The following is a 25,411-nucleotide window of genomic DNA, read 5'->3' on the forward strand; positions in this document are numbered from 1 at the left end:
TAATTAAAAACAAATAAAATAAATATTATTTTTGTTACTTCAATAAATGATTATAAATAACAAGAATAACAGTTAAATACAGGTTTATTATTTAATTTAATAAAAAAAGAAAGATTAAGCAAAGAAGATAGTATGAAGGACATAGAGATAGTTCCCGCTTTAGCTGAATTTAGTTATTCACAACAGAACGCCCGCAAGCTGATTGTCAAATCGGCGCTCAGGCACCTTAAAACACACAAACACGATATCGTCAACTTGAATTTTTAATGAATAATTAATGACAAGAGTTATTGCCCATGGTAAAATTTGTCTCACATTATTTATGAGGTTAAATGTGAAAACCACAGTCCCTGATAAGCCTCTGAACTCCCCACTCACTATAAGTTTGGGAGCTGTTTTTAAATTTGGCGGCACCAGTGTTGGGTCAATTGAACGCATCGAGCACGTTGCCGACCTCTGCGTAAAACTCAAGCCATCTGCTGTTGTCGTTTCGGCAATGTCTGGCGAAACCAATCGCTTAATCGGGCTTGCGCAACAAATTACTACGATGCACAATGTGCCCGAATACGACATGCTTGTTTCTACTGGAGAGCAGGTGTCAGTTTCTTTATTAAGCCTTGCGTTACGCAAGCGAGGCATCCACCCAGAACCAATGCTCGCAGCACACGCAGGAATTTTAACAAACTCAGAATTTTCAAAAGCAAGTATTCAAAAAATTAATAGCACAGCAATTCATACTGCTATTCAGCAAGGAAAATTGCCTATTATTGCAGGTTTTCAGGGAATCACTGAAAATGGCCACCTTACTTCTTTGGGACGTGGAGGCTCAGATACCTCGGCAGTTGCTATTGCTGCAGGAATTGGAGCTAAAGAATGCGTTATTTATACAGATGTTGATGGCGTTTACACGACAGATCCCCGTATGTGTAAAAATGCAAAAATTATTCGACATATTCATTACGAAGAAATGCTAGAAATGGCGAGCCAAGGAAGCAAAGTTTTGCATATTCGGAGCGTGCAACTTGCTGCAAAGTGGGGAATAAAATTAATGATTAAAAATACGTTTTCTAATGATAAAGGAACAACAATGGACATTTTAAATTGCCCTATTGAAGGGGAAGTTGTTTCAGGAATTGCTGCGACGCAAAACGAATCTTGGATACAAATTAGTTTGCCTCACAGCCCTTCTTTTACTTTAGCAAATGTATTTGGCCTACTTGCAGAAAAGCATGTTAATGTAGATATCATTACGCAAAATATAGAAGAAAATTATACCAAGTTTAGTTTTACAGTCACACAGTCTGATTCTCAAAACGCAATCGAAATTTTAAGTCACTATTTTCCCAGAGCAAACATTAAGAAAAATGATGATGTTGCTAAAATTTCTATTGTAGGAGTTGGTATGCGCACGCATGCAGGTGTGGCTTCAAGAATGTTTCAATCTTTAAGTGCAAAAGACATTAAAATTTTGCTGGTTTCAACTTCAGAAATTAAAGTAGCTTGTCTTATTCCAAAAGAAAAAATTGAAGAGGCTGTTCAAGTATTGCACTCAGAATTTATCCGCCTTTAAGAATTTCGCTTGCTTTTAATCCTGTTAATTTTTTAAGATTAAAAATAAACCACCACAAACCAAATATTGAAATTAAAAATTTAGGAAGTGCAATAACGATGTAACTTTTCCATGTCATTTCGGCAAGTTCTTTATTAAAAGATTCGGTACCAGCAGGGCTTACAATAATTTGTATTGCTAGAATATAATTTAACAAACCACTTAGAAAAAAAGCAAAACCAAAAACCATGGTAACTTGCCACATTAATGATTTAAATTGAGACTCCGCTTTATTTTCTTTTAATTTATTTTCAAGCAAGTCAATTTTAAAAATATTTTCGTTATAAACAAAATAATTCACAAAAGGCTTACCAATCCATGCACTAACAATAGTAAACACACCTAAAAAGGTGGGGATAGATGCTTCTTGCACAGCAAACCAAAATCCATCAACTTTATAAAAAGCAAAAATACCTTTGATAAAAATACTCACAATACCCAAAATTGCGATAGGACTTGCTTGTTTTCTTTTAGAAAAATCATAAATTCCGTAACAAAGTGGAATTGCCAATGCCAAAAGCAGTGTTTTTAAAGGCCCTAATGAAGTGTTGAGCTTTGAAAGGACTAAAACAGGGAGAGCAACATAAAAGATAATTGATGCCCAAAGATTTTCTTGGGTTTTTGGCGCCTTATTATAACTATCAGTAATAACGCTATTTTTATGAGTATTTGATTGTTCCATAAATGTTTTCTATCTTTCCTAGTTATCAAAAAACAATGAATAAAAAAAAGACAGTAGCACAAAAATATCAGGGTCACAGCAAAAAATGCTCACTTAAACTCTTGTAAAACCATCCGATTAAAAACACCACCCTATCCATAAGTCCAGGAGATTATAAAAATGGATTTTAACTTAGACGAATTCAATGCAAGTAAAGTCAATGAAGTTATAAGGTTTATCACACACAAAACAAAAGAACTTGGTTTTGACATGGCATCACGCCCAGAAACAGGTGCCTTACTCCGCGTACTTGCGGCATCTAAACCTAACGGAACATTTTTAGAAATTGGAACTGGTACAGGGTTTGGTACTGCATGGCTTCTTGAAGGTATGGACAACAACTCTAAATTAATCAGTATCGAAAGTGATTCAACAGTACAATCTGTTGCAAAACAAGCGTTTATAAAAGACAAACGGTTACAATTGATAACAGAAAATGGCGATGATTTTCTAAAACAACAATTACCAAATACCTATGATCTTATTTTTGCTGATGCGTTTCCTGGTAAGTATAATTTACTTTCCGAAACGTTAAATCTTTTAAAACCCGGTGGATTTTATATTGTCGATGACATGTTACCCCAATCAGACTGGCCAGAAGATCATTATCCACTTGCAAAGCAGGTCCTAAATAATCTTAAAAATCTAAATAACGTAACATCTGTTGGGCTTCATTGGTCGAGTGGATTAATTATTATAGTACCAAAAACAAAGGGTTAATAATGGGCAAAAAGATCAACTATAATTTTAAAAATATTCAAAATGATGATGAATGGAATTTTTTTAGAGAAAATTTTACATTAGACAAAAACTATATTCATTTATCTTTAGCAATTCATGTACCGCATAGCAATACTTTAAACATCGAAATTGATAAATTTAGAAAAATGATTGATTGCAATCCAGATTTAATGCGAAGAGAAAGACATCAATACACTAACCATACATTAGACGCTGCAGCAAAACATCTAAATACAAATAAAAATTTAATTGCACTGACTGATAGTTCAACAATGAGTCTTTCCTTAATACTCAACGGACTAGATTTTAAAAATAATGATGAAATTCTTACAACTAATAGTGAACATTATTCACTCGAAAAATTATGCGAACATAATGCAGAAAGGCACAATTTAAAATTAACAAAAATTAATTTAAAAAAATGTTTAGAAATGAATAACAAAGTAGAAATCGCAAAATATATTACTAGCTATATAAATAATAATACATCTGTAGTTTTTATTTCATGGGTAAACTCTAAATATGGAATAAAAATGCCTCTACAAGAAATTTCTAAAGAGTTACAATTAATCAATACTACAAGAGCAGAAAATAAAAAAATATTACTTTGTGTAGATGGTGTCCATGGATTTGGTGTAGAAAATATAAATAGTATTCATGATCTCGGTGTCGATTTTTTTGCAGCTGGTTGTCATAAATGGTTGTTTGGACCACGTGGAACAGGTTTACTTTGGGGAAGTGAAAGAGGATGGAAAAGATTAAAACCCACCATTCCATCTTTTGAAAAAATCGCGTGGGATCATTATTTAGAATGGAATAATCAAAAAGCTGCGGAAGAAGAACTCATTAAAGCAAAATTATGCACACCTGGTGGATTTAAAACGTTTGAATACATTTGGGCACTTCGACATGCTTTTGAGTATCAAGAAAAAATTGGTAAGCAAAATATCCATGAAAGAGTTCATTATTTAACAAAAATTGCAAAAAAGGAATTAGAAAAATCTCCAAATATTATTATCCATACACCAATTAACGATGAGCTATCTTCAGGGTTTGTATGTTTTAATATTAATGGAATAAATCCTACAGAAATTGTTAATAATCTTGCTAAACATAATATTATTATTGGACAAACTCCATATAAAGAATCATGCGCAAGAATTACACCAAGCATTTATAATTCAGAAAAAGAAGTTATTTATTCATGCGAAAAAATAAATAATTTTGCACATGAAAGCATTTAAAATGGAAAGTAGTAAGTTTGATATTATTATTTTAGGTGCAGGTGCACAGGCAACAGCGTTTTTATCTGCGATTTATCATATAACTAAAAATATTAAAAAAATTCCTAATTTAACTATTGGAATAGTAGATAAACAAGAAAACTACGGTTGCGGAGTTATCTATAACGAAGATTATCCATGGATTATTATGAATACACCAATTACAGATTTATCGGTTGAGCTAAATAATAATCTTGATTTTTCAGATTGGTTACAAGAAAATATTGAATTATACTGCACTGTAAAAACAAATAACTATGTATCAAGAAGTGTATTTGGAAAATATTTAAATTATAAATTTAACTTTTATAAAAATTGTTTATTAAAAAATGGGGTTCTTGTTGAAACAATTAACGGTTTAGCTGTAAATATAGAAGATAATCCTATTAACAAAGATGTGATAGTAACATTACATGACAAAAGATCATTATTGACTAAAAATCTTGTAATCGCAATTGGAAAAGAAAATTCAGAAGACATATATGACTTAAAAAAACATTCAAATTACATTCATTCACCATTTCCAGCATTTAAAAAAATTGCACATTTCCCAAAAAAATCATGTGTAGGAATTATTGGTTCAAATTTAACTGCTATTGATGTTGCTGTAACGTTAAAACATTTAAATCACCAAGGTAAAATCATTATGAGTTCTAGAGGAGGATTACTACCAGAAGTAAAAGGAAAGCATCTTAGAGCTTATCCTCCAAAATACGCTCTGCATAAAAATTACCTAAAAATTTTTAATAATAAAAAAAATGACTTAACACTACTTGATATTCTTAGACCTATTAGAAAAGAATTAAAAAATTATAATTTAAACTGGAGAAATATATTTTTTCCAAAAACATTATCTCCAGATAACACTCAAAAATTTGAACAAAGAGTTTACGAAGCAATAAATTTTCCAACAAACTTTAATATAATTCTTGGAATGATACCTGAAATTGCAAAAACATGGAATTTAGTTAAAAACTCAGAGATTGACTTATTTATTAAAAAATATCATCGCTTTATTCATCAAAAACATGGTGCAATCCCTCTTGTTAATGCAAAAAAAATACTCGAATCTTCTAAAAACAGAACAGCTAAATTTAAAAGGCGATATTTTAGATATTAGATATGAAAATAATAAATTTAAAATAGAATACAAAAACAATGATAAAACAGAATGTGACTATATTGTAAATGCAATGGGAACTAAAAAAAGCGCGTGCAATAATATTTTTCTAACATCTCCATTTAAAAGCTTGTGTCAATACAATTTAATTAATGAAGTAAGTGGTGGAGGAATTATTACTGATTTTTTAACAGGAAAAATTCAATCAAAAAATAATAAATACTCACCACGCATAAGGGCTATTGCGCATAATGCGGAAGGAAGTCATCCATTTATTAATAACTTTGCATGGATATTAGAATCGAGTCATCACGTTGCAGAAGACTTAATTAATGAGGTTTTGAATGCCCACAAAAAATATTAATAATGCAGGACTAGTTTGCATTGTTGATGCTTACTCAACAGGAAAAAAACTTGTTTCAGAATTTCTTAAATTTGGAACAATTTGTATACATATTAAAAGCTCGCAAAAAAATGCTTTAGACCCAAGACGACCAGAATTTTATGAAGAAATTCAATTTGATGGCAACATACATGAACTACAAAAGACAATCAAACAATTTAGCCCACAACACATTATTGCTGGCTCAGAAATGGGTGTTGAATTGGCAGACAAGTTAATTGATAATTTAAACATTAGAAATGCTTGCAATCCTAAAACAACTCATTATAGACGTAACAAATACGCGATGCATGAGTGTTTAAGAAAAAATAATTTATCTTCAATTCAGCAATTAAAATCAGATAATAAAAATAAAATCGTTGAGTGGTGTCTCAATCTCAAAAAATGGCCTGTAGTTATTAAACCCCTAAACAGTGCCGCGAGTGATGGAGTAACAATTTGTGAAACTATTGATGAAGTAAAAACTGCGATCGAAAAAATTCTAAAACAAGAAAATCGCTTAGGTATTAAAAACGAAGAAATTCTTGCACAAGAATTTCTAGATGGAACTCAATATTTTGTAAATACTGTAAGTTGGAACGGCGAACATTTTATTTCTGATATATGGATTCAAAAACGCAAAAGATTACCAGGCAAAGCATTTTTATTTGAAAGTATGGCGCTATGTGATAGAGAAGGACAAATAGAAGAGCATCTTGCAAAATATACTATAGAAATTTTAAATACTTTACAATTAACTCATGGTGCTGCGCATAATGAAATTATGTGGACAGAAAAGGAACCTGTGCTAATAGAATTAAATGCAAGACTCATGGGAGGAGCAATTGAAGATTCCTCATTTAAATCTGCACTAGGATATACACAAGCAGAGCTACTTGCTATTGCCTATTTAGATTCAAATACATTTTTAAAAAAATATGCAAATAAAAAATATAATTTAAAAAATAACTTAACAGAAATTTCGTTTTTATTTAGTAAAAATGGAACATTAAAAAACTTTACAAAAAAACATGCAATTGAAAAAATGGAGTCATTTCACTCATTTTATGGATTACCTCCACCTGGTACGCAAGTAATAAAAACGGAAGATACATTAGGAAATCCTGGTTATGTTTACCTGCTACACCAAAACAATCATGTTATTAATAAAAATTTAAATCAAATTTTAGAATGGCAAAACAATGATGAAATATTTATAATTGATTAAAGCTATTTTAACTTTAATTTCCATACATAAAACATATATCCATTATGCTGTTCACCTAAAGAGGCTATTCTTTCTGAATTATAAGCAAACGACATTCTTTGATTTAGGACTACAACAAAGTATTTCTTATCTACAAAATACTCAGATAATCTTTTAGTATATTCACTATTTACTGTTGAATTTTCAACCGCTTCTTTATACAATTTTTCATATATATTATCAGGAGGCGACTCATTTGATAAAAACGAATTTTTTCTAAAATATGCAAAATTTTTATTTGGATCAATTGAAGGAAATGAAAAACCACTCCAAAGTAATACATTTGTGTCATTATACTTGAATTTATTATAATTAATATCCGTATCATAAAAAACTGTATAAATTCCAACGTCCCTTAATTGTGAAATAATTTCTTGAATATAAGGAAGTGAATTGATATTTTCAATATTTGCCCAGTATGTATGTACATGAAAAACCCTATTTTTCCACAAATAATGCGGTACTTCATTTAAAAGAAGTTTTGCTCTTTTAATATTTCTTTTTTCAATAGGTATATTTGCTCTAAATTTTCTGATAGAACTAAAAATAGGAATCATTTGATTTTCTGGAACTATTTCTTTAAAATGCGCCTTTGACGCAATTAATTCTCTATCAAGAGCCAAAGAAATCGCTTCTCTAAATTTTGCATTTGCCCCTAATAAAGTTTTATGATTAAAGAAAAAACCTCCATTAGTATAAATACTTGGAAATACAATACGACGATCTGTTTTGGAGTTGCCTCTAGTTAAATTTCCTAATAATATTTTAATATCGCCTTTATTTTTATTACTAAAAATAAATTTAATGTAACGTGGTATATTTTCTTGTTCATTAAATTTTTTTAATACAAATTCATAGCTATTTAAATCATAACTTTCTATTTTATATTTACCAAATCCAATTGGATGCTTTAACCAGTTATTATAAAACGGATCAAACTCTTCTATTGGTACAATAGGTAATCTTCCAATAGAAATTCTGTTAAAAAACAAATTATTAGTGCGCTTTAATTTAAAATTAATATTGTATTTATCAACAACCTCTATTCCCTTAACCAAACCAGTTGGATAATAAATAGAATTAATTTTTTTTAACTTAATTTTTTTGCTCTTCAAATCATCTATTCCAACAATATCATCTAAAATTGAAGCAATAAATTTATTTTTATTTTTTAGTATTAGCTGTCTAATTAAAGAAAATTCAACATCGTATGCTGTAACTTCTCTATTATTATGAAAAAATATATTTTTCTTCAATGTCGCAAAACAATAATTATAATCACAAGTGTATTTATCAAGTAAGGTATTTTGTGGAATTTCATTTTCATTAAAATTTTCTTCAATTGAAATTAAACTTCCATTAACTGAGGCTGTAAAAGTTTCAATTACATGAGCAAGAGCCCTAGATGTGTCCCAAGGAATTTGAGGAATTTCTGACAAATTAATAGTAATTGTTTCATCTGTTGGAAATAGTTCATTATAAGTTGTTAGATATACAACCTTGTGGTAAACAACAACAATCAATAAAATAATTGTTATTAATAACATTGCCATTATAATGTAAACTTTTTTAAAAATCATCATGCATTATTCCACAAATATTTTTTTATAAAAATTTATTTAATTAAAAATTTTGTAAAAAAACTTCTAAAATTTAAAAAACTCAATAATACAAAAATTATTCTCGAACTGATTGCAGTCAATCAGTACATTAGGATAAATTTATAATATAATTTTTACTAAATATTGTCAAATAAATCAAGAAAAATTATAATATATTACTTTTAATAAAGCTCGAAAAAAACCTACGCGGCTGTAGTCTAGAATGCAAATCAGAGCTCTTTTCATGCAACACCAAATCGCAGACTATGTTAGCAGCCCACGCTCCAGCAGAAAACCCTGTTGCGAGCCAGCCCGTGTTACCTAAAATCCTTCCTAGCTTACCAAACTCTCCCAAAATAGGAAGTTCATCACAGGGATAACAATCCGCCAAAATTCTTTTTTCAACGCATTTTATTGATTTTTCATAAATAAAATTGTTCTTAATTTCAATTTTTAGCTCGTCCATTAAAAATTTAAAAATTATATCTTTATGATATTTTTCAATACTATTAAATACTTTATCTTCTATTAAGACATTTTCTAAATTAATGCCCGCACCAGCGCCTGGCAATAAAAAGCGTGGTCCAGAAATTTTAATAAATATTTTCTCAAGTATTGAATAAGCAACAAGTGAAATGTGACCATTTGACATTCGATAAGAAAAAGGAAATTTTATATTTGTCTTTGGCAAAATAGCTTCATAATCATACAAACAATCACTCATTGGAACAAGAATATTATTGTACCTAGAAAGTAACTTAGAAATATTTAAAGAATTTCCAAGAATAACAATTTCTGTATTAGTTTGCTGCCCATTTGCCAAAGTTAAATTACAATTATTTTGTGTTTCACTAATATTTATAACTTCACTTTGTATAAAAGTGACATTATTCTTTTGAAGAAATTGAATAATTTTTTTTTGGAATAATTTTTTATCTAAACAAATATAAGCCGAGTTAGTTTCTTTAAAAATATTATTTTTATTTGTCTTTTCTAACCCAAATCCAAGTGCACTTGCTTGATGCAACTCATCAACTTCAAAATCTTTTAGACCAACTCTATAACATTCTGAAGCTAACCAGTTAGACTTATCTTCAATAAGAGGTAATATATTATTATAAAAAAACATTGTTCCTTTATTACAAAATTCTTGTAAATACAAAGCAACCTGATGACCATGTGCAGCATGTGCACGAGTTGGTGGGTCATTGAGCGAAGGCCAACATGCATTTACCGAATGCAAAAAGCTTTCCATAGGCTGAGTATTCTGAGGGTATATTAAACCTACACGTAAAGTTTGTTGTGCAAGCAATATTGCACAAAAACAAGAAAAAGGACCTGCTCCAACAATAACAACATCAAACTCTTTCTGATTCATTTTTTAACTTTCTAATTAATAATGTTAAAATACAAACCAATTTTAAAATTAAAAATTATCTAATTTTTATTACATATAAAAGCGCACCAGTCACCCATAACTTTAATATTTTCAATATTTAAGTGTTTATCTTGTAAATAAACTTTAAATTCTTCCATCTCTGAAACTAAAATACCTGACAACAAAATTTTACCGCTATCAGAAATATGATCACAAATTGCAGGAATTATCATTTTTAGGGGTTTGGATTGAATATTAGCAATTGCCAAATCAAAGTCTTTATCATAAATATTTTCAATAGAATCGTAAGTAAATTGTATATAAGGTACATTATTATTTAAAACATTCTCCATTGCTATACGTATACAATCAGGATCGATATCATTAGCAAGCACGCATTGAGCTCCCAATTGACTAGCAGCAATTGCTAAAATACCACTTCCTGTTCCTACATCTAAAACTTTTTTAGGCATATGCAAATCTAGCATAAGTTCCAAACAAAGTCGAGTTGTTTCATGCTGGCCAGTGCCAAATGCCATTCCGGGATCGATAATAATTTTATGTTCTTGTTTAAAAACAGCCGGATCTTCCCATGGAGGTAAAATTGCGATTTTAGAACCAATAAGAATTGGTTTAAATGAAGATTTCCAGCTTTCCTTCCAGTTTTGATCTGCAATTGGTTTAATGTAAAATGTTTCGTTATTAAGCGGAATATTTGCTTTAGGAAACAAATATTCTAAAGATTTTTGAAGTGATTGCAAATAATGTTGATCTTCACTATAAATAATTACTGGTGAATTTTTAACATACTTGTCATAAAATTCTTGTTTAACACCATCAATAAAGTGTGCCGAATCTTCATCACAATCAACACTGCCTAATACAAAATTATCGACTCCCAGATCATCCAATAGCGATGCAAGAAGATCTTTACTATTTTCATCTATATTGATACCCAATTCGTAACAAATATTATTTTGTTTTTCCATTTAACTTAAATCCTTATTATCCTAACTATATTTTTATAAAGCACTTTAAAAAATATTATAAAGAATTATTTCTAACATTATTTCTATTTTTCATATTAGCTGATATAGCATGCTCAAGGCACACGAGGTCTACTAAAATCAACCTCTAAATTGCCATATCCTTTTTTTAAGGAGAAAAAAAGTGTTTTTACCAGAATATATAAATGACAAAAATACTACTAAATCTGATTTTAGCCGGATTGTTATTGGTGGAGGCGCGCTTGGGCTTTTTATTGCAAGTTGCATAAGCAAAGAATTTTCCAATAATAATTTAACTATTCTTACTAAATCAAAAATTAAGCAACCCGTTTTGATTCAAGATTTAACTCACAATATTTCACAATTTTACTTTCAAAATATTGTATTAAGTAAAAATTTTAAAAACAATTCTATAAAACTTTCTCAAGCCACGCCTTTCGCTATTTTGTATATATGTATTCCTCCGGAGCTCATTAAAAAATCCTATCAATACATAAATAAAATTATAAATTGCAATTCTCATATAAAAAAATTTTTTATTATATTTTTAAATAATGGAATTGTTGATCCAAACATAATTAAAAAATTTAACAAAAAAACATTAATATTTATTAGATGCATTGTTTTATCTGGATTCCTCAGAGAAATAAAAGATAATTCTACCATTATTAAAAACACATCAGGAAAAAATATTTATTATGGATCTAGTTCCAAAATTTCAAAACCACATTTATCTAAAATACTGCCTATGGAATACTTAAAATACAGCTACAAAAAAAACATATTTAATATTGAAAAAGCAAAGTTTATTACTAATTTCTTACTTGGTCTATGTATAGGCAAAAAAATACTTCCAAATTCTGAAATTTTTAAAATATTACCCAAAGAACAAAGAAAAGTTGTTTTTAAAAACTTTTGCTTATTATTCCCTGATACGTCTATTACTCCACTTTTTATAGAAAAATATTTTACCGAAACAATAAAAAATACAGCTGAAAACTTTAATAGCATTTCTGTTTCGTGGCATAATGGTAATTCAAAACCTATTGATTATTTTGTTGCAAATATTAAAAAAATGTCTTATTCAATAAAGAAAAGAGAAGTCATTCTTTTCTTTAATAGATTTATAAAAAAATTTCAACTTAATTGAAAGATATCAAATGATTGATTTTATATTCCAAAAATTAATTTTAAGAAGAAATCCATATATTACATTACTATTTATATTTTTAAATGTAATTTACTACATTTATATTTGCTCTGTACCAAGCTTTTCTATTCAAGAAATTTTTTATGGCCCAAGTTATAAATCTCTTGTCTTACATGGCGCAAAAGAAAATGGCCTCATTGCAGCAGGTCAAATTCACCGTTTTTTTTTCCCATCTTCATGCATGCCAATTTAGTTCATCTTTTTGTTAATATGTTTGGTCTTTGGACTGTAGGTAGAATATTAGAGCTTATTGCTGGTTCAAAAAATACTTTTTTACTTTATATCATAGCAGGTATAACAGGAAATATTTTTAGCTTTGCACTTGCCCCTAATTTATCGGTAGGTGCTTCAGGAAGCTTATTTGGTATTTTATTTTGTTTATATATTGTTCAAAAATACGAAGAGAATGTTGCTAAAGAACTAAATATTAAAACTGTAAATGTTAATGTTGGTAAAGCAATATTAATTAATGTTTTTATTAATATTGCTTTTGGAATATTTGCACCAATTTTTGACTGGGCTGCACATCTTGGAGGGGCAATTGCTGGTACATTATTTGGATTAGGATTAACAACTAAACATAGAAGAAATTTAAACTTCATATTAGGAATTCAGAAAAAAGAAAAATTTTTAAAAAGAATTTTTTTTCGCTATCAAAATTATTTTATTATTCTTTTATTAATAAATATTTTATTTTTACTTTCTTACTTTAATGTTAAAAAATATCAAAAAATTTATGGAGAGGGCGTTTATCTTGCATCTCAAAATCAAACTATTTTTTTAAAAAACTCTGAATTATATCAGTATAAAGATATTTTAGAAGAACAAAATACAGAAACAAAATTTGAAAACCTATTAAATGGAGCATACACACTTCATAGTTCTGGACACTTTTTTGCTTCTCGAATTTTATACGAGGTTTTAATTTCATTGTATAAAAATCAAAATTATACAATTACTGATGATAAGCTTAAAGAAATTAATAATGCTTTAAATCTTTCTAGAAATAGGCAAAATTTAACAAATCATTACCTAAGTCAAATTTCACCAATTTCGTATATTACTAATATAGAAGAAATATGCTCTAAACCAGCGGAATTATATTTAACACTTGGATATTTTGATATTTCTGGAAAGCTGTTTGAATGTGCTTTTTTATTAAATACCCAAAATGATGATTTTGCAATTAAGGCAGTTGAATCCTATGAATTATCTAAAAACAAAAAAGGTATTGCAGAAATCTTAGAAATAGTAGACTTAACTTAAAAATCATAAAAGTTGCGCAAATATAAAAATTTGTGCAACTTTAACACAATATTAATTAATCATTAATAGAAACTGTGTAAATATTTCGATTACCTTTATGGTGATTTTGTTTTTTAGCATGACTTTTTTTCATTTGCTCTACAGCTTTTTTAGCGCATTGATGGATACTATTATACATATCTAAAGTTTTAACTGTAACATTTCCATTAAACGCTCCGTCCGTCCAAATAAGATGTGCAATTTGTTGTTCACGCTCAATTGATAAGGTCCATTTTGTTGAAACTTGACTTAATGCAATTGGATATAATTTGTCTTTTATTTCGGATTCACAAACTTCTTTTAAAGCTTGAGTAAGTTCAAAGCCATGAGCAGCAATTTGTATTGACATAAACTCTCCTTTGTTCAATGAGCTCCAGTCCAATATATATTATCTTTTGCTATTTATCTACCACATTTATTATTTTTAAGAATATGATTTTTGTGCAATTAAAATTGGAATTAAACAAGATTCTTCTAATGCAGACGTTTTGCTTCCCAAAAAAAACTTTGCAAGAGCATTTCCTTTTCTTGCACCAATTATTAGCAAATTATTTTCTGAATCATTATTGATATAATGTAAAATTTCTTCACCAACTCTACCAATATGAAGATGCGTTTTTATTTTTGTTAAATTGAAATCATTAACTAATTTTTGCTTTATTTTAGTTAATTCTTTATTTTTAATTTTCTTAACCTCTTCTATTGTTTCTGTTTGAATTTGTGATGGAATATAATCTATTGGAAAAACATGAGACACATTCATATCAAAATGCAAATTTACGGTATCTACCACATGCATAATTGAAAGATACCCATGTAACTTTTGTCCTAGCTCTGCTCCATACTCTTCGGCAAGCGCACTGTCTTCTGTAAGAGAAGAGGCAACAACAATTCCGTTTGGCAACCATTCAATCCATTGTTCATTCCTTGGCAATAATAATGTTGAAATTTTACATTCTTCCCGTATTTCCGACGCAGGAGAGCCAAATAATAAACGCTCCCAAAAATTGTAATCTTGTTTTGTAACAACAACCAAATCAAAAGAATATGCACTCTCTTCAATAATATCAAGAGCGGCAATCACTTCATTTTCTAACCTAATTTCATAATTGATATTTTCTGGCATTTTTATTTTGTATTTTTTGGCAAGAGACTCAATATGCTCAAGAGTTATCATTTTTTTTTGCTCAATAAATTTTAAATATTCTGCTGTATAAGGAACTTCTGTTTGTGATGGCACAATATTTTCATCTAAAAAATAATTTGAATCATGTTTATAAAAATCTCCACAACTTAATACTGTTAGCTGTGCTTTTAATTTTTCTGCTAATCTTAGTGACACAATTTCAGCATTTTTAGAAAAAGAAGAGAGATCAGTAACGCAAAGGATTTTACGAATTAAACTCATGCAAAAATTCCTTATATAATTTTTTACCTATTTCTATTTATTTTTTCAGCTTCTTTTACTCTTCCTGTTTTAAGCAATATTTTTGTTAACATTATTTTAGCAAATGCATCATGTTTATTATTACCAATTAAATATCTAACCGCTAATTCTGCATACGAAAATTCATTCATTTCAAATAAAATCTTAGAAAATAAAGATAAATATTCTTTCGATTTAGAAAATCGCGCCAAAGCAGGCACCAACAAACAATAGGCTTGATCAAATTGTTTTTTTCCTAATAAAGCTTCAACTTTTTCTGATAAAATACCTTCCCTATGGTATGAATAGCTTTTTTGAAAAATAGCACGCATCCGTTGCTCTAAAAAACTTTCATTAACCGGTTTGGGGACATAATCAATAACATACGAGGTTTTAAGAGATTTTGTACTAAAATCAAGCCCAGTATCACACAGAGCAATGCAAGGAGGAGGCGCGACAAAACGTTTACACGAATTATAAAATTTAATCGGAAAAAAATTGTAATCAGAAAACTCAAGCACATCTTCTATAACCAAATGCACTTCAAATTTATTTTTTATAATATAATCAATAGCTTCTATGGTTTTTTGGCAGCCAACTACCTTTTTAGCACCACAACGCTTGCATGCAGCATCAAGCGTAGGGGCAAGATTTGCATCTGATGTAATGTATAAAGCGTTCGTCAAAAACTCAATTTGCACAGCAAGCCCCTTAAATAATAGAACTTTATCAAATTCTGTGACTCTATCCAATGACGCTTAGTGAAAGGCATTGAAACTAAAACGAATTTTTATTTTCTTGACATTCATACCATAAGATTTTATCTGAAACATTCACAGCGCTCTCGTGGCGCACTGTTACCTGGCAAATGCACCTATGCTTGCTTTACTCATAAAAACAGTTGTGTTTATATGAAAATCTTGCAACAAGTGCACAATATTATGGCGTTCGCCATTTTGAGGAGTGACTCACATGTCTCTTAAATTTAGACTACAACGTCATGGTCGTAAGGGCCGTGCATTTTATCATATTGTTGTAACCGACTCTCGCAATGCGCGTAATGGCCGTTTTATTGAGCAAGTTGGCTACTACGATCCAACCCCAGCAAATTCTATTGCTGAAGTCAAAACAGACAGAATGGCACACTGGTACAAAGTTGGCTGCCGCCCAACCAATGCAGTAGAAAATATTCTTAAGAATATTAAGAAAGTAGATTTAAACGCGCTTGCAAAAAGCCCTGTTTAAGTTTCTTTAATTTGCTTAAAATCCTCTGAGGTATCCATAGCTCCTCAGTAGGTTAAGAGTGTTAAGTTGGTTCATGCAAGTAAACGCATTAACACTTTTTTTGGTAGCTGCGTTTACTTATTTTATTTGGAGCTATTTTCAATGGCAAATCATGCATCTTCAGAAAAACGCGCACGTCAAGCAGAAGTTCGTCGTCTTCGCAATCGTTCAAATATGAGCGCAATGAAAACTTCTGTAAAAAAAGTACTTGAAGCTGTGCAAAAAAAAGATTTTTCTCAAATTGATGAGCTTTTACGCAATGCGCAATCAACCATTGCTAAAACTCGCCAAAAAGGAACTATCCACAAAAACAATATGGCGCGCCGCATTAGTCGCCTCAATGCATTTGTGAATAAGGCGCGCAACGCGCAATAATTTTTTTCTATTTTTGAGCTTTATAAAAAGCCCTTGTTATTTTTGTGCATACATTAAATAGCAAGGGCTTTTTGATTGTTTTTGCAAAAAATGCCTCTTTATTTTTTGCGTACTGATAAATTATTCCTGATTTAAAAAGCAGCTGTAAGCTCTTTTATAAAAATCCTTCATATAAATATAAAATGCTAAAATCAGGAATTAACAATATGAATCAAAAAACAGATATGACGCAATTAGCAGACGCTCAATTGTCTTATAATACAAACAATATAAACTTAAATAAATACACCGCATGTTTTGCAAAATTAGAACAAACAACTTATAAATTTATTGATAGCTTACAACAATACAATACAATATTGATTCAATTTCAAGAAAAATTTAGCCACAATAACAAAAAAAACAACAAAATTAAAATACAAAACAGTAATGATAAATTTCAAACAACTGTTTTTGTAAAACTAAATAATTCCATTGATAGACTGACAAATAGATTTGAACGGTTCCAAGAAAAATTAATATCGAAACTTTCAACAACATCAAGTGATAAAAATTCTGAAATTAAAAGTCATATTTTAAGTGGCATATTAAATAGTGGTTCTTCAGAAAAAAATATAAAACTTATTGCAAACAATATTAAAGCGGATGAGAAAGATTATAGTGAAATTAAAAGTTTAATAGAAAAATTTGCCTACGAAAATAAAGTTTCTTATGTTGAAGCATCAAATGTATTTCTTCAAGTCTCAAAAAATTTGACTACAAGCTTGAAAGATAGCTCATTAGTACAAAAAATAGAAAAAATTAATGAATTGAGTTATTATTCACAAAAGCTTTCTACAGTTACAAATTCAAGCACAGATAGTACCTTTAAGATTTTTTACGAAACTCAAAAAAATAATTTTGACACAACCAATAATCCAAGTGAATTACTAGAATCTCTTTATGCAACATTAAAAACAGCACCACAACTTCATGTCAGTTCATTTGAAAATATAATTAAAAAATCCGCTTCAGCTGCTACTCAATCAGGAATTCCTCTTGATAGCTATAGTGCCGTAGTGAGTGCATTAAATAATCAAGGTTACGTTCCTCAAGAAATTATAGATTCAATTAATACTCTTAGCATAGGCTTGCTTCACCTTAATACAATTCAAAAAGAAAAAATTAAAGAAAACCCCTCTGCATTTGCGCATGAATTAGTGCGTAATATTGAAAAACCAGAATCTAAACAACAGCAATCTCAAAAAAATGAGAGTTTAAATGCATTAAATATAGAAAAATCTAAATTATTTAATGAAAATGGACAAGTTGATTTAGCATATTTAATAAACAAGCTCGAATCTTCAAGTATTACAAAAACACAAAAAGAAGAACATATTAAAACAATTTTTGGAACTGAAAATTATGAAAAAATACTAAAAATTATTGAGCCTAAAAACAAAGAAAAAAACTTTAATAACATACACAAAGAAATTACCGAATTTAAAGAAAAAAACACGTTAGAAAAAGATTACCAAGCAAATATAGATGACCCAAATCAAAAGATAAAAGATTTATGCAATAGTTTAGAAAGATTAAAATCTAAACTATTTGGTGGAAAAATCGGTGATTTTTTTATTACACTTGTTGGTTATGCAGAAAAATTTATTGATACAATAAACAAAATGCCGCAATCTTTACTAACCACCATTGGTTTATTATCAATTGCAGGATTAGGATTATTTAAAGGAATTGGCTTAATTTTTAAATCAATCGGTTCATTTTCTAAAATAAAAGGAACTGCAAAAGAGAGTTATGAATACGTTAAATCTACAAAAATGGGAAATAAGATTTCCTCAAAATCAAAAAATATTTTTAATAAATTTAAGAAATTTGGATTTAAAGTAGAACCAGAAATTTCATTAAAGTCTACAGAAAAAATAAGTAAATTTAAAAAAATAGGCTCTAAAATAAAGCAAGGTGTTCCAAAAATCAAAAAACTAAATGTTTCAAGATTTAAAAAAATAACAACTGGAACTGCTAAATTAGCCTCTAGCGCAAAAAGTCCATTAGGAAAAATTAAGCAGATATTTTCAAAAATCACTCCAGTGTTTTCAAAAGTTACAGGAATTTTTTCAAAAATAGCGCCAATATTTACAAAATTAATACCAGTTTTTTCTCGATTATTTGGATTTGCTAGAGTGTTATTGCTTGTTTTTGGAAGAATTGCCTTAGCACTTTTTCCAATCACTAACATATTAACTATAGTCATTCCTTTAATTATTACGCATTGGGATACCATCATGAAATTAATGCCTGACTCTCTTAAAAAAGGAATTGGCGAAGCTATAGAATATTGCGTTGAAAAAGTAACATATTTATGGAATAAACTAAAAAATATTTTTGGTTTTGGTGACAAAAAATCCAATTTAGCGACTATAAATGTAAATGATAATACAAAACCTAATGATATAAAAAATGATAAAAACTTTTTATCTTTTAACGAGCCAAAATCTCAAGAAAGTTTGCACCTTCCTCACTTTAGTAATACTCAATCGATGCAATATAAAAATCAAACAATGCAAAATTCAACTCAAACTAATGTTCTTGTAAAATTTGACAATGCTCCAAAAGGAATGAGTGCAATTGCTACAACAACAGGAGATGCAAACTTTGATCTTAAAATAGGAAGAACAAACATGATAAACTAAATTAATAGTATTATTTTAGATATAAAATTTCTCTTATACAATTCATTTCAAATATTCATTAGCAATTTTAGTAACTTAAATAAATTTAAAAATAATAATTTTGGTAATCTATTAAAGTTGCAAATTTTAAAAATTAAGATACAAAAGGGATGACTAATTTAAAAAGGGGGAAATTTACAATATGAAAAAATTATTTTTACTTGCATCTTTATTTTGTACATCGGCTTCGTTTGCATCTAGCACAGAAAACATTGCATTCAACTACGCCACTTCACTTAAACTAGAAGCAAACCAAGAAATATCAAGTATTGCTTGCAATCATGAAGAATGTACATTCAATCTTTTGGAAGACAATAAGGTAAAGAGTAATTTGACTTTATTTTCTGAAACAAATGCTCTAAACAATGCGATACTAACTTTTATTGCAACCCATGAATTACCTACAAATGAGGTATCTCTTGGTGCAGTAGTATGTTTGGCTGACAATAACTGTGAATACTTTGACTCAAATAATTTATTAAATGCTGATGAAAGTTTTATTAGGGGCTCATTCACTAAAAAAAGATCAAAAAGGCAGGCTCACGTACCATATATAAGAGGCGGAACTACCCCTTATACTTTTAATATATTTTATAATTTATTTAAACCGAAAAAAAACCAAAACACAACGAATACCGCAAATAGCAACAATGCTCCAAGATCAACGACTCCCTAAATCTTGAAGCGTGCAAAATAATGGACGCTTCAAACTAAATTTAACGTACCAAAAATTATATTATAATATTATAAATATTTACTAGATTTATTTGTTAATGATCTGATATCATAATTTTATATTTACGTCATTTGTTGTAATGCTAATAATTATTTAATTTTGGTATTGGGAATTATACAATGGACTTAAAAACAAGTTTTGAAATTTTTAATGGTAAAAATGAAATTTTTTCGATGTTTGATAAAATACCATTAAATATTATGTATTGTGAACGTGACTTTGTGATAAAATATATTAATCAACACAGCTATGATAATTTAAAAAAACTTGAAAAATTTCTTCCCATTACTGCAGATAAAATTGTTGGAGCAAATATTGATATATTTCACAAAAACCCTTTACATCAAAGAAAATTACTGGATGATCCTAAAAACTTACCTCATAGGGCTATTATAAAAGTAGGTACAGAATCCTTAGAGCTATATGTACAAGCTGTATTTGATGATAAAAATAATTATATTGGCGCTCTAGTAACATGGTATGTTATTACAGAAAAATTAATTGCAGAAAATAAAAATACGCAGTTTGAATGCATGCTTGAAAATATTCCAATAAATATTATACTTGCAAATTTAAATTTTGATATTGTTTACGTTAACCAAACCTCACTAAAAACATTAACTAAAATCGAAAAATTATTACCTTGTAAAGCAGCAGAAGTTATTGGTAAAAGTATAGATATATTTCATAAAGATCCAAGCTATCAAAGAAAAATTCTTTCTAATCAAAAAAATCTTCCACACAGAGCAGTGATTAAATTAGGTGATGAATTTTTAGATTTATTAGTCACAGGAATTTATGATTCAGAAAAAATTTATCAAGGATGTATGCTTACTTGGGATGTTATCACTGAAAAAATCAAGCAAGAAGAATCTAAAAAGCAATTATTTAATGCAACCACAGAAATGGTCAATGACTTTGCTACTAGCTCTAAAGAAATTGCAACAAAAGCAGAAGGCGTAGCAAAAGGAGCTCAAAACCTTGGGGCTACAACAGAACAAATGAGTGCCGCAATTCATCAATTAACAGCATCGATCAACTCAATCGTACAAAATACCAAAGCAGCAGATACGGTTGCTAAAGCGGCTCAAAACGATGCCGAGGCAGGTGCAAAACTTATTAAAAAAGCAATAGAATCAATGGATCTAATTAGTAAGTCATCCGATGATATCATTGAAATCGTAAAAATTATTAGTGAAATTTCTAGCCAAGTGAATCTTTTAGCATTTAACGCCGCTATCGAAGCTGCAAGAGCGGGTGAACACGGATTAGGGTTTTCTGTAGTGGCTGATGAAGTCCGAAAACTTGCAGAAAAATCATCGCAAGCAACAAAAGAAATCACAAAGTTAATTAATGAATCGACAAAAAGAATTTCGAATGGAAGCGAAGAGTCAAAACAAGCAGGCAATGCATTCTCTAAAATTGTTGAAGGAGTTAGCAAATCAACACAATCAATTTCAGAAATTGCATCTGCGACATCAGAGCAATTGATCGCAGCAAAAGAAGTCAACACAGCAATTCAGCACGTTGCAAATGAAACAGAAAAAACATCAATTGCCTCTGAAACTATTGCAAATGCAATTAAGGATTTACAATTAAAAGCCATTAGTTATCAAAAGAAATCTCTTGAATTTGAAAATAAAAACTAATTTTTTCTTTTTTTGTAGGAAATAAATTTTTCTAAAGACTGCCTAATGATTTTTTGGTAGCTTATTTTATGTTTTTTTGCATAGTTACGCAATTCTGTAAGACATGGATCCATGATACGTACAGAGAAACATTTACTTTTAGGCGCATACTCAGGCGAAGCGGGTTTAAGGTAATCACTATCTTTGTAGTCAGAAATATCGTCTACACAAAAGGCATTAATAGTATTTTTATTTAATAATGGATTTTCTTTTTTTTTCATGGATTTTAATACTCCCTATTGCAAGCTCTGACTAGAAATTATAAAATTATTTTATGAATTCTTCACAGAATCAGAAATGTAATAAAAAAGAAATATTATTATTTTGTCAATATAAAATTATTAGATTGAAACAAATTAGATTTATTATCTATTTAAATTATTTATAAATAGACTTTTAAAAATTCAAATAGATATATTTGTCTAAGTCATAAAAAATTATTTACTTTTTTATTAAATAGGTAAATAAACTCTAAATGTGCTGGTTTAGACTTTTCGAGAGTTTTTTTACAATCTTCATTTTCTGCAATACTAAAAACAAAAATTACTGTATATCGAGGAATCAAACGCCGTCCGATGGTATCACCAGCTCTTGATTTACTCGCAACAAAATATAAATTAGGATTATTTTTTTGAATAATCGCATTTTTATCAAAATTTTTAATTATAGAAAGAAAATAGTCCTCTGTGTTACCACCTGATGCACACATCTTTGCAGCAACAATCTCTCTTCGTTCACGCAATATTTTGTGAGAGTTATTGATTTTAAATAATCTTTCCCAATCATCAATTAAAATTTTAGCAGATTTTGGCAAACATTCATCATAAATAGCATCAATATCATTAGAGATTCTGTTAAACACACAAGAAATGCCATCAATCATATTTAAAAACTGACGCCCTTCCCAAAATAATCCTTTAGGAAGTAATGATTTTAAAATTTCATTATACTTCATTGATTTTTACCTAAAATTAAATTGGGTTTATAACTAAATTCAATATTACCCAGTATTTGAATCTGCTTGTCATTTGTTTTCACATCACAATTAATTGTTTGAGTATCTATATGATCATGCTTAGTTTTGAAGATTATTTTTTCTGAACGCAGGGCTTCTTCAATTTGATACATTTCAATTGTAAAACATGGTGCACTGATTTCTCTAATTACTTGTTGAATAATTTTTGTGCATTGTTGTTTAATCTGTAAATTATCTTCTGGTATGTAAAAATGAAAATTCATCGGTATTTTTTCTAAAGTGAGCATTGCGATTTCTGCAGTAATAGGACATTTGCCAAGTATTGTATTTCTCATCCGATCATTTTGCTCTTGATTTGGAATTTGCTCGTCATCATTGTCACGCAAAAATGCCAACCCTACGCTCCCTTTTTCTGGGTAACAACTGTAACAATAAGCACGAGTGACTCCTTCAACTTCAAGCATCCAATTTTTATAATCTTCTGCTGTTCCTGCACACACAGGATTGCTAATTCTAAACAACAATCGCTCTCGAAACTTTTCGATATCTTCAATATCTGAGCCGCTGTGCGTTCCATTACAACCTAATGTTGCTTTGTGGATAGCCGCAATGGGAGTCACAGCAGCAAGTTGCGTTCCTTCTTTTAAGTTACCTCGCGCACCAGGTTGCATTGCGCAAATACTCACTTCTACTTTTCCATCTTGATTGATAATTCCTTTTTCTGTTGTTTGAAAAACAAAGTTATCTGCAGTCTGCCATTGAGAATATAATGGAACAACAGCTTCCTCTTTACCTTCAAATACTGCTGTGCCAAAAGATTTATTGGCTGCTTTTTGCTGAATGCTATACATTTGTGCCCAGCGTTTTAAAAAATATTCATCGCAAGTATCAGGTAACAATTGTTTCATGGCAAGCTGAATTTTTCCGTACAATAAGTGGCACGCCCCTCCTACTACGCGCGCTAAAACCTTATTAACCGAAAAACGAGCTGTGCTCGCTTCGTTTTGAAATCGGGCATAAATATCTGCCTCAATATTTTTAATTATTTCTGGTAAGGTTGGTCTTTGATATGACATTATTATGAAACCTCGAACTTAAAATTTGATGTTTTATTTTGATAAAATATAGTAATATTTATCGTTAATTCATGACTATTTATTTGAGCTTTAACTTCTATGTTTTCAACGAGCTTATCTTCAATAAGCCACTCAAGAGATTTTTTGCAGTATTCTTCGGTTTTTTTAATAACATGAGAATTTCGCTTACTCCTTAATAACAACCATAATTTTGATCCGGTTTCATGATTGTCCAATGCATCAGCCCAAAAACCTCGATTTGTTTCACTTCTAGGTAATTCAAATTCATCAACTTTTGCATCTGTAAATAAAGATAAAGCAATTGCCGTTCGTAACGAATCTTCTATTTGTATTTCTGAACCCAAGCATTGCAAATCAAAACACCTCTGCTCAGTGTCATAAAAAAATGCAATATCTTTCATGGTTATTTTCCTTTTTTATTTTTAAATTATTTTTTGCAATATTTTGATGCATCATAAAAATGACTCCTTTATGATTTAAATGTATCAATTTGAATTTTTAATTTTTGTAATTTTGCAAAATCTTTAAGAGGCATAGGACCCGAACATGTACTCACGGTTGTGGTACTTAAAATTTCGAGTGTTTGAGAAATAATATCAATTAACTCGGCGCTACCGTTACTAACTGCAAAGGTCTTGGTTTGAATACTTGTTTTTTGATCTGATTGCAGAATAAAGTTTTTATTATTTAATGAAAATTCTTTGGTTTTAACTGCTACACTCTCTTCTGCAGTCAATATGTGCTTTTTATCTTCTATGCTAAATTCTTTGGTTTTAACCGCTACACTCTCTTCTGCAGTCAATATATGATTTTTATCTTCTATGCTAAATTCTTTGGTTTTAACCGCTACACTCTCTTCTGCAGTCAATATATGATTTTTATCTTCTATGCTAAATTCTTTGGTTTTAACCGCTACACTCTCTTCTGCAGTCAATATGTGCTTTTTATCTTCTATGCTAAATTCTTTGGTTTTAACCGCTACACTCTCTTCTGCAGTCAATATGTGCTTTTTATCTTCTATGCTAAATTCTTTGGTTTGAATTAATAGCTTATTTTCATTTTGAAAATGAATTTTATCTTTTTCGTGTGTGTATAAACAAACTTCACCTTCTTTTAAGTTTAGAATGCGATAGTTTTTATTTTCAGTCGCAATAATAAATCCTCTATCTCGTTCCCCACCAAGAAATAAACACAATGCCTCGCTATTAGAGGGTGGATTACAGGTAAAACCATACTCTTGCCATCTCTCTACCTTTTCGCGTACTTCACCATCTTGAAGTTCTGTTTGTATTGTTTGGGTTTTATTCTTATCGGTTACAATTTTAATTACACACTGAGAAAACATTAAATTGATTTTATTGACAATGGGGTTTACCAACATTTCAATTAGGTACCTAGACATGGCTCTCCTCTACAAAAAATTTTTGCTAACAAAATATTCTAAAAAATTTAGGATTAACACAATGATATAACTAA

General features: G+C 29.4%; 26 protein-coding genes. 14 read left to right on the forward strand and 12 right to left on the reverse strand.

Annotation, left to right across the window (positions count from 1 at the left end):
• Window positions 1-334: 334 nt before the first annotated feature.
• Window positions 335-1,570, forward strand: coding sequence for an aspartate kinase (locus Spiro2_RS10410; protein WP_338635719.1), 1,236 nt, complete (start codon window positions 335-337; stop codon window positions 1,568-1,570).
• On the opposite strand, the gene Spiro2_RS10415 is transcribed toward Spiro2_RS10410, so the two are convergent.
• On the reverse strand, window positions 1,557-2,291 hold the full coding sequence (locus Spiro2_RS10415) for a VC0807 family protein (RefSeq protein WP_338635720.1): 735 nt from the start codon (window positions 2,289-2,291) through the stop codon (window positions 1,557-1,559). The two genes, Spiro2_RS10410 and Spiro2_RS10415, sit on opposite strands and share 14 nt — an antisense overlap.
• Before the next feature lie 159 nt (window positions 2,292-2,450).
• Between Spiro2_RS10415 and Spiro2_RS10420 the strand changes: the two genes are divergently transcribed.
• Genes Spiro2_RS10420 through Spiro2_RS10440 form a run of 5 tightly spaced genes read left to right on the forward strand, consistent with a single transcriptional unit; the run spans window position 2,451 to window position 7,084 of the window.
• A complete protein-coding gene (locus tag Spiro2_RS10420) occupies window positions 2,451-3,050 on the forward strand; it encodes an O-methyltransferase (RefSeq protein ID WP_338635721.1) in 600 nt (199 codons plus the stop codon).
• A 2-nt stretch (window positions 3,051-3,052) separates the two neighbouring features.
• Window positions 3,053-4,315: an aminotransferase class V-fold PLP-dependent enzyme gene (locus Spiro2_RS10425; RefSeq protein ID WP_338635722.1), complete on the forward strand. Its 1,263-nt coding sequence runs from the start codon at window positions 3,053-3,055 to the stop codon at window positions 4,313-4,315.
• A gap of 1 nt (window position 4,316) precedes the next feature.
• The gene (locus Spiro2_RS10430; protein ID WP_338635723.1) at window positions 4,317-5,474 is read left to right on the forward strand and encodes an FAD/NAD(P)-binding protein; all 1,158 of its coding nucleotides are present in this window, start codon (window positions 4,317-4,319) and stop codon (window positions 5,472-5,474) included.
• The gene (locus Spiro2_RS10435) at window positions 5,404-5,838 is read left to right on the forward strand and encodes a hypothetical protein (protein ID WP_338635724.1); all 435 of its coding nucleotides are present in this window, start codon (window positions 5,404-5,406) and stop codon (window positions 5,836-5,838) included. The genes Spiro2_RS10430 and Spiro2_RS10435 overlap by 71 nt, the downstream gene beginning before the upstream one ends.
• Window positions 5,819-7,084, forward strand: coding sequence for an ATP-grasp domain-containing protein (locus Spiro2_RS10440; protein ID WP_338635725.1), 1,266 nt, complete (start codon window positions 5,819-5,821; stop codon window positions 7,082-7,084). Before Spiro2_RS10435 ends, Spiro2_RS10440 begins: the two co-directional genes overlap by 20 nt.
• Window positions 7,085-7,086: 2 nt before the next feature.
• Here Spiro2_RS10440 and Spiro2_RS10445 read toward each other — a convergent pair whose 3' ends face one another.
• The 3 genes from Spiro2_RS10445 to Spiro2_RS10455 all read right to left on the reverse strand — a co-directional run bounded on the left by Spiro2_RS10445 (window position 7,087) and on the right by Spiro2_RS10455 (window position 11,091).
• Entirely contained in the window at window positions 7,087-8,706 is a 1,620-nt protein-coding gene (locus tag Spiro2_RS10445) for an ABC transporter substrate-binding protein (RefSeq protein WP_338635726.1), read from the reverse strand.
• Between the two features lie 184 nt (window positions 8,707-8,890).
• Window positions 8,891-10,102, reverse strand: coding sequence for a hypothetical protein (locus tag Spiro2_RS10450; protein ID WP_338635727.1), 1,212 nt, complete (start codon window positions 10,100-10,102; stop codon window positions 8,891-8,893).
• Window positions 10,103-10,161: 59 nt separating this feature from the next.
• Entirely contained in the window at window positions 10,162-11,091 is a 930-nt protein-coding gene (locus Spiro2_RS10455; protein WP_338635728.1) for a 50S ribosomal protein L11 methyltransferase, read from the reverse strand.
• Window positions 11,092-11,272: 181 nt separating this feature from the next.
• On the opposite strand from Spiro2_RS10455, the gene Spiro2_RS10460 reads away from it, so the two are divergent.
• The 3 genes from Spiro2_RS10460 to Spiro2_RS10470 are packed head-to-tail and all read left to right on the forward strand — an operon-like array spanning window position 11,273 to window position 13,585.
• Window positions 11,273-12,259 (forward strand): hypothetical protein, encoded by a 987-nt coding sequence (locus Spiro2_RS10460; protein ID WP_338635730.1) that lies wholly within the window; start codon window positions 11,273-11,275, stop codon window positions 12,257-12,259.
• 10 nt (window positions 12,260-12,269) lie between these two features.
• Window positions 12,270-12,512 carry a hypothetical protein gene (locus tag Spiro2_RS10465; protein ID WP_338635731.1) on the forward strand — a complete coding sequence of 81 codons (243 nt, stop codon included), beginning with the start codon at window positions 12,270-12,272 and terminating at the stop codon, window positions 12,510-12,512.
• The gene (locus Spiro2_RS10470; RefSeq protein WP_338635732.1) at window positions 12,497-13,585 is read left to right on the forward strand and encodes a rhomboid family intramembrane serine protease; all 1,089 of its coding nucleotides are present in this window, start codon (window positions 12,497-12,499) and stop codon (window positions 13,583-13,585) included. Before Spiro2_RS10465 ends, Spiro2_RS10470 begins: the two co-directional genes overlap by 16 nt.
• A 55-nt stretch (window positions 13,586-13,640) precedes the next feature.
• Here the strand turns inward: Spiro2_RS10470 and Spiro2_RS10475 are convergent, their stop codons facing one another.
• The 3 genes from Spiro2_RS10475 to Spiro2_RS10485 form a co-directional block, all read right to left on the reverse strand.
• Window positions 13,641-13,973, reverse strand: a complete 333-nt coding sequence (locus Spiro2_RS10475) for an HPF/RaiA family ribosome-associated protein (protein WP_338635733.1) — start codon at window positions 13,971-13,973, stop codon at window positions 13,641-13,643.
• Window positions 13,974-14,048: 75 nt separating this feature from the next.
• Window positions 14,049-15,032, reverse strand: coding sequence for a universal stress protein (locus tag Spiro2_RS10480; protein WP_338635734.1), 984 nt, complete (start codon window positions 15,030-15,032; stop codon window positions 14,049-14,051).
• Window positions 15,033-15,055: 23 nt separating this feature from the next.
• A complete protein-coding gene (locus Spiro2_RS10485; RefSeq protein WP_338635735.1) occupies window positions 15,056-15,751 on the reverse strand; it encodes a hypothetical protein in 696 nt (231 codons plus the stop codon).
• A gap of 271 nt (window positions 15,752-16,022) precedes the next feature.
• Between Spiro2_RS10485 and rpsP the strand changes: the two genes are divergently transcribed.
• From rpsP to Spiro2_RS10510, 5 genes are all read left to right on the forward strand, one after another.
• Window positions 16,023-16,295 carry a 30S ribosomal protein S16 gene (rpsP, locus tag Spiro2_RS10490; protein ID WP_338635736.1) on the forward strand — a complete coding sequence of 91 codons (273 nt, stop codon included), beginning with the start codon at window positions 16,023-16,025 and terminating at the stop codon, window positions 16,293-16,295.
• A 141-nt stretch (window positions 16,296-16,436) separates the two neighbouring features.
• Window positions 16,437-16,709 (forward strand): 30S ribosomal protein S20, encoded by a 273-nt coding sequence (gene rpsT / locus Spiro2_RS10495; RefSeq protein ID WP_338635737.1) that lies wholly within the window; start codon window positions 16,437-16,439, stop codon window positions 16,707-16,709.
• A gap of 206 nt (window positions 16,710-16,915) precedes the next feature.
• The gene (locus Spiro2_RS10500; RefSeq protein ID WP_338635738.1) at window positions 16,916-19,399 is read left to right on the forward strand and encodes a hypothetical protein; all 2,484 of its coding nucleotides are present in this window, start codon (window positions 16,916-16,918) and stop codon (window positions 19,397-19,399) included.
• 181 nt (window positions 19,400-19,580) lie between these two features.
• The gene (locus Spiro2_RS10505) at window positions 19,581-20,114 is read left to right on the forward strand and encodes a hypothetical protein (RefSeq protein ID WP_338635739.1); all 534 of its coding nucleotides are present in this window, start codon (window positions 19,581-19,583) and stop codon (window positions 20,112-20,114) included.
• Between the two features lie 179 nt (window positions 20,115-20,293).
• Entirely contained in the window at window positions 20,294-21,823 is a 1,530-nt protein-coding gene (locus Spiro2_RS10510) for a methyl-accepting chemotaxis protein (RefSeq protein ID WP_338635740.1), read from the forward strand.
• Here the strand turns inward: Spiro2_RS10510 and Spiro2_RS10515 are convergent.
• The 5 genes from Spiro2_RS10515 to Spiro2_RS10535 all read right to left on the reverse strand — a co-directional run bounded on the left by Spiro2_RS10515 (window position 21,820) and on the right by Spiro2_RS10535 (window position 25,337).
• Window positions 21,820-22,083, reverse strand: coding sequence for a CopG family antitoxin (locus Spiro2_RS10515; RefSeq protein WP_338635742.1), 264 nt, complete (start codon window positions 22,081-22,083; stop codon window positions 21,820-21,822). The two genes, Spiro2_RS10510 and Spiro2_RS10515, sit on opposite strands and share 4 nt — an antisense overlap.
• Window positions 22,084-22,289: 206 nt before the next feature.
• Window positions 22,290-22,817: a putative phage tail protein gene (locus Spiro2_RS10520; RefSeq protein ID WP_338635743.1), complete on the reverse strand. Its 528-nt coding sequence runs from the start codon at window positions 22,815-22,817 to the stop codon at window positions 22,290-22,292.
• Window positions 22,814-23,914: a baseplate J/gp47 family protein gene (locus Spiro2_RS10525; protein ID WP_338635744.1), complete on the reverse strand. Its 1,101-nt coding sequence runs from the start codon at window positions 23,912-23,914 to the stop codon at window positions 22,814-22,816. The genes Spiro2_RS10520 and Spiro2_RS10525 overlap by 4 nt, the downstream gene beginning before the upstream one ends.
• Window positions 23,915-23,916: 2 nt before the next feature.
• Window positions 23,917-24,336, reverse strand: coding sequence for a phage GP46 family protein (locus Spiro2_RS10530; RefSeq protein ID WP_338635745.1), 420 nt, complete (start codon window positions 24,334-24,336; stop codon window positions 23,917-23,919).
• A 68-nt stretch (window positions 24,337-24,404) separates the two neighbouring features.
• On the reverse strand, window positions 24,405-25,337 hold the full coding sequence (locus Spiro2_RS10535) for a phage baseplate assembly protein V (RefSeq protein ID WP_338635746.1): 933 nt from the start codon (window positions 25,335-25,337) through the stop codon (window positions 24,405-24,407).
• Window positions 25,338-25,411 lie beyond the last annotated feature (74 nt).

This window comes from Spirobacillus cienkowskii (assembly GCF_037081835.1).
Lineage (GTDB): Bacteria > Bdellovibrionota_B > Oligoflexia > Silvanigrellales > Silvanigrellaceae > Silvanigrella > Silvanigrella cienkowskii.

What these genes read in the sequence shown, in the direction of transcription:
- Spiro2_RS10415 (WP_338635720.1), bottom strand. Translation starts at nt 2,291, where the DNA reads ATGGAACAATCAAATACTCATAAAAATAGCGTTATTACTGATAGTTAT.
- Spiro2_RS10420 (WP_338635721.1), top strand. Translation starts at nt 2,451, where the DNA reads ATGGATTTTAACTTAGACGAATTCAATGCAAGTAAAGTCAATGAAGTT.
- Spiro2_RS10425 (WP_338635722.1), top strand. Translation starts at nt 3,053, where the DNA reads ATGGGCAAAAAGATCAACTATAATTTTAAAAATATTCAAAATGATGAT.
- Spiro2_RS10430 (WP_338635723.1), top strand. Translation starts at nt 4,317, where the DNA reads ATGGAAAGTAGTAAGTTTGATATTATTATTTTAGGTGCAGGTGCACAG.
- Spiro2_RS10435 (WP_338635724.1), top strand. Translation starts at nt 5,404, where the DNA reads ATGCAAAAAAAATACTCGAATCTTCTAAAAACAGAACAGCTAAATTTA.
- Spiro2_RS10440 (WP_338635725.1), top strand. Translation starts at nt 5,819, where the DNA reads ATGCCCACAAAAAATATTAATAATGCAGGACTAGTTTGCATTGTTGAT.
- Spiro2_RS10445 (WP_338635726.1), bottom strand. Translation starts at nt 8,706, where the DNA reads ATGATGATTTTTAAAAAAGTTTACATTATAATGGCAATGTTATTAATA.
- Spiro2_RS10450 (WP_338635727.1), bottom strand. Translation starts at nt 10,102, where the DNA reads ATGAATCAGAAAGAGTTTGATGTTGTTATTGTTGGAGCAGGTCCTTTT.
- Spiro2_RS10455 (WP_338635728.1), bottom strand. Translation starts at nt 11,091, where the DNA reads ATGGAAAAACAAAATAATATTTGTTACGAATTGGGTATCAATATAGAT.
- Spiro2_RS10465 (WP_338635731.1), top strand. Translation starts at nt 12,270, where the DNA reads ATGATTGATTTTATATTCCAAAAATTAATTTTAAGAAGAAATCCATAT.
- Spiro2_RS10470 (WP_338635732.1), top strand. Translation starts at nt 12,497, where the DNA reads ATGCATGCCAATTTAGTTCATCTTTTTGTTAATATGTTTGGTCTTTGG.
- Spiro2_RS10475 (WP_338635733.1), bottom strand. Translation starts at nt 13,973, where the DNA reads ATGTCAATACAAATTGCTGCTCATGGCTTTGAACTTACTCAAGCTTTA.
- Spiro2_RS10480 (WP_338635734.1), bottom strand. Translation starts at nt 15,032, where the DNA reads ATGAGTTTAATTCGTAAAATCCTTTGCGTTACTGATCTCTCTTCTTTT.
- rpsP (WP_338635736.1), top strand. Translation starts at nt 16,023, where the DNA reads ATGTCTCTTAAATTTAGACTACAACGTCATGGTCGTAAGGGCCGTGCA.
- rpsT (WP_338635737.1), top strand. Translation starts at nt 16,437, where the DNA reads ATGGCAAATCATGCATCTTCAGAAAAACGCGCACGTCAAGCAGAAGTT.
- Spiro2_RS10500 (WP_338635738.1), top strand. Translation starts at nt 16,916, where the DNA reads ATGAATCAAAAAACAGATATGACGCAATTAGCAGACGCTCAATTGTCT.
- Spiro2_RS10505 (WP_338635739.1), top strand. Translation starts at nt 19,581, where the DNA reads ATGAAAAAATTATTTTTACTTGCATCTTTATTTTGTACATCGGCTTCG.
- Spiro2_RS10510 (WP_338635740.1), top strand. Translation starts at nt 20,294, where the DNA reads ATGGACTTAAAAACAAGTTTTGAAATTTTTAATGGTAAAAATGAAATT.
- Spiro2_RS10515 (WP_338635742.1), bottom strand. Translation starts at nt 22,083, where the DNA reads ATGAAAAAAAAAGAAAATCCATTATTAAATAAAAATACTATTAATGCC.
- Spiro2_RS10520 (WP_338635743.1), bottom strand. Translation starts at nt 22,817, where the DNA reads ATGAAGTATAATGAAATTTTAAAATCATTACTTCCTAAAGGATTATTT.
- Spiro2_RS10525 (WP_338635744.1), bottom strand. Translation starts at nt 23,914, where the DNA reads ATGTCATATCAAAGACCAACCTTACCAGAAATAATTAAAAATATTGAG.
- Spiro2_RS10530 (WP_338635745.1), bottom strand. Translation starts at nt 24,336, where the DNA reads ATGAAAGATATTGCATTTTTTTATGACACTGAGCAGAGGTGTTTTGAT.
- Spiro2_RS10535 (WP_338635746.1), bottom strand. Translation starts at nt 25,337, where the DNA reads ATGTCTAGGTACCTAATTGAAATGTTGGTAAACCCCATTGTCAATAAA.